Genomic DNA, 3,287 nt, shown 5'->3' with positions numbered 1-3,287 from the left:
CCCGAAGTGCGGATCGTCCGGCCCGCGCGGCACGGCGACGGGCGCGGCTTCTTCTCCGAGGTCTGGAACCGGCGCGCGCTGGCCGCGGCGGGCATCGAGGCCGACTTCGTGCAGGACAATCACGTCCTGAACGGCCGGGCCGGCACGCTGCGCGGCCTGCACCTGCAGGTGGCGCCCAGCCCGCAGGCGAAGCTGGTGCGTTGCCTGCGCGGCGCCATCCTGGACGTGGCGGTTGACGTCCGCCGCGGCTCGCCCACCTTCGGGCGGCACGTGGCGGTGGAGCTCTCGGGCGAGAACTGGGCGCAGCTCTGGGTGCCCGAAGGCTTCGCCCACGGTTATTGTACGCTGACCGACGGCGCGGAGGTGATCTACAAGGTGACGGGCTACTACGACGCGCAAGCCGAGCGGGGCGTCCGCTTCGACGATCCGGCGCTGGGCATCGACTGGCCCGTCGACCGGGGCGCGGCGATCCTCTCGGAGAAGGACCGCGCCTGGCCCGACCTCGCCGGCTTCGGCGGGGTGTGAGCGCCATGCGGGTTCTCGTCACCGGCGGCTGCGGCTTTATCGGATCGGCGCTGGTGCGGCGGCTCGTGGCCGACGGCGCCGAGGTGCTGAACGTCGACTGCCTGACCTATGCCGGCCTGCCGCAGAACGTCGCGAGCGTCGCGGACCGGCCGGGCTACCGCTTCCTGAAGGCCGATATCTGCGACAAGGCGGCGATGGCCGACGCCTTCGCGGACTTCCGGCCCGACGCGGTGATGCACCTGGCCGCCGAGAGCCATGTCGACCGCTCCATCGACGGGCCGGGGGCCTTCATCCGCACCAACGTCACGGGCACGGAAGTGCTGCTTGAATGCGCCCTGGACCACTGGCGCGGTCTGGACGAGGCGGCGCGGGCGGCCTTCCGGTTTCTGCACGTCTCCACCGACGAGGTCTATGGCGCGCTGCCGGGAGAGGGGCATTTCCGCGAGGGCGACCCGTACCGCCCGACCAGCCCCTATGCCGCCTCGAAGGCGGGCGCGGACCACCTGGTGCGGGCCTTTCACGCCACCTACCGGCTGCCGGTGCTGATCACCAATTGCGGCAACAATTACGGCCCCTTCCAGTTCCCCGAGAAGCTGGTCCCCGTGATCATCCTGAACGCGCTGGCCGGCGAGACGCTGCCGGTCTACGGCCGGGGCGAGAACGTGCGCGACTGGATTCACGTGGACGATCATGTCGCGGCGCTGCTTCGCGTCCTCGACGCCGGCCGGCCGGGCGAGACCTACCTGGTCGGCGCGCGGGGCGAGCGGCGCAACATCGACCTGGTGCGGGCGATCTGCGCCGTGCTGGACGAAACGCCCGAGGCGCGCCACCGCCCGCATGCCGACCTGATCCGCTTCGTCGGCGACCGGCCCGGCCACGATTTCCGCTACGCCATCGACCCGGCGAAGATCGAGCGCGAGCTGGGCTGGCGGCCGGCGCGCGCCTTCGAGGCCGGCATCGCGGCAACCGTCCGCTGGTACCTGGACAACCGCGACTGGATCGGCGCGGTACACGACCGCCGCCGGCTGGGGAGCGCGGCATGACGGTGCTGATCCTGGGCGCGGGCGGACAGGTGGGCTCGGCGCTGCGCTGGCGGGCGCTGGCGCGCGGGGCCTCGACCGTCGGGCTCGCCCACAACGACCTGGACATCGCCGACCGGGAGATCGTCCGCGCCGTGATCGACGAGGTCCGCCCCACGACGGTGATCAACTGCGCGGGCTATACCGACGTCGACGGGGCCGAGACCGACGAGACGGGGGCGGAGCGGGTCAACCGCGACGGCGCCGGCCATGTGGCCGCCGCCTGCGCGCCGCTCGGCGTGCCGCTGATTCACCTGTCGACGGACTACGTCTTCGACGGCGCCAGACCCACGGCGTGGCGCGAGGACGATCCCGTGAGCCCCGTCGGCGTCTACGCCCGCACCAAGGAGGCCGGGGAGCGCGCCGTGCGCGACGCCTGGGGCAAGCACGTGATCCTGCGCACGGCATGGGTCTTCGGCGGCATCGGGCGCAATTTCGTCAAGACCATGCGCCGGCTCGCCGATCAGGGCCAGACCACGATCCGCGTCGTCGACGACCAGCGCGGCGGCCCCACCCCGGCGGAATCCATCGCCGACGCCTGCCTCGACATCGCCGAACGCTGCGGCAGCGCCGACATCGTGCCCTGGGGGACCTACCATTTCTGCGGCGCGCCGTCCGTGACCTGGCGGGAGTTCGCCGAGGCGGTGCTGGCCGACCGGCCGGAGGTGACCGTCACGCCCTGCGCCAGCGACGAGTTCGACCGCCCCGCCCCGCGGCCGGCCAATTCGGTGCTGGACTGCACCCGCATCCGCGCCGCCTTCGGCGTCGAGCAGCCCGACTGGCGCCCCTATCTGAAACGCCTGCTGGGCGATCTGGGGGAAGCGACCGAGGAGGCATCATGAAGGGCATCCTGCTGGCCGGCGGCGCGGGCACGCGGCTGCACCCGATGACGCGCGTGGTCTCCAAGCAGCTGCTGCCCGTCTACGACAAGCCGATGGTCTACTATCCGCTGGCGACGCTGATGCTGGCCGGCATCCGCGAGATCCTGCTGATCTCGACGCCCGAGGACCTGCCGCGCTTCGAGGCGCTGCTGGGCGACGGGCGCGGCTGGGGCCTGGAGATTGCCTATGCCGAACAGGCCGAGCCGCGCGGCATCGCCGAGGCGCTGATCATCGCCGAGGATTTCACCGCCGGGGAGAAGTGCGCCCTGGTGCTGGGCGACAACATCTTCTATGGCCGCGGCTTCTCCGGCCTGCTCAGGGAAGCTGCGGACTTTGGCGAAGGCGCCGTGGTCTTCGCCTATCAGGTCGCCGACCCCGAACGCTATGGCGTCGTCGCCTTCGATGCGGAGGGCCGGGCGACCGACATCGTCGAAAAGCCTGCGCGGCCGTCCTCGCCCTACGCGGTCACGGGGCTCTACTTCTACGACGCCCGCGCCGCCGAGATCGCGCGGTCGGTCGCGCCCTCGCCCAGGGGCGAACTGGAGATCACGGACGTCAACCGGCGCTACCTCGCCGAAGGGCGGCTGAAGGTGGAGAGGCTGGGCCGCGGCTTCGCCTGGCTGGACACGGGCACGCCGGTCAGCCTGCTGGAGGCGGCGGAGTTCATCCACGCCGTCGAGAAGCGCCAGGGCCTGAAGATCTCCGCGCCCGAGGAAGTCGCCTGGCGCATGGGCTGGATCGGCGACGAGCGCCTGCGCGACCTGGCCGAAGCGATGAAAGGCAACGACTACGGCCGCTATCT

General features: G+C 71.7%; 4 protein-coding genes. All 4 read left to right on the top strand.

Translation table 11 applies throughout. The annotated features are described in order from the left end of the window. Nucleotides 1-525 (top strand): dTDP-4-dehydrorhamnose 3,5-epimerase (gene rfbC / locus CWC60_RS13875; RefSeq protein WP_206419933.1); only part of this gene is annotated, 525 nt, incomplete at its 5' end. Between the two features lie 5 nt (nucleotides 526-530). Further along, nucleotides 531-1,568 (top strand): dTDP-glucose 4,6-dehydratase, encoded by a 1,038-nt coding sequence (rfbB, locus tag CWC60_RS13870; RefSeq protein WP_109794546.1) that lies wholly within the window; start codon nucleotides 531-533, stop codon nucleotides 1,566-1,568. Next, entirely contained in the window at nucleotides 1,565-2,446 is an 882-nt protein-coding gene (rfbD, locus tag CWC60_RS13865; RefSeq protein WP_109794545.1) for a dTDP-4-dehydrorhamnose reductase, read from the top strand. Before rfbB ends, rfbD begins: the two co-directional genes overlap by 4 nt. Beyond that, nucleotides 2,443-3,287 (top strand): glucose-1-phosphate thymidylyltransferase RfbA (gene rfbA / locus CWC60_RS13860; RefSeq protein ID WP_109794544.1); only part of this gene is annotated, 845 nt, incomplete at its 3' end. The genes rfbD and rfbA, both read left to right, overlap by 4 nt.

Origin of the sequence: Minwuia thermotolerans, assembly GCF_002924445.1 — a bacterium.
GTDB lineage: Bacteria > Pseudomonadota > Alphaproteobacteria > Minwuiales > Minwuiaceae > Minwuia > Minwuia thermotolerans.
The sequence above is the reverse complement of the archived record's forward strand: the minus strand, read 5'-3'. Positions and strand labels throughout refer to the sequence as shown.

Bases quoted from the DNA above. Each gene is read 5' to 3' on its own strand.
- rfbB (WP_109794546.1), top strand. From the start codon at position 531: ATGCGGGTTCTCGTCACCGGCGGCTGCGGCTTTATCGGATCGGCGCTG.
- rfbD (WP_109794545.1), top strand. From the start codon at position 1,565: ATGACGGTGCTGATCCTGGGCGCGGGCGGACAGGTGGGCTCGGCGCTG.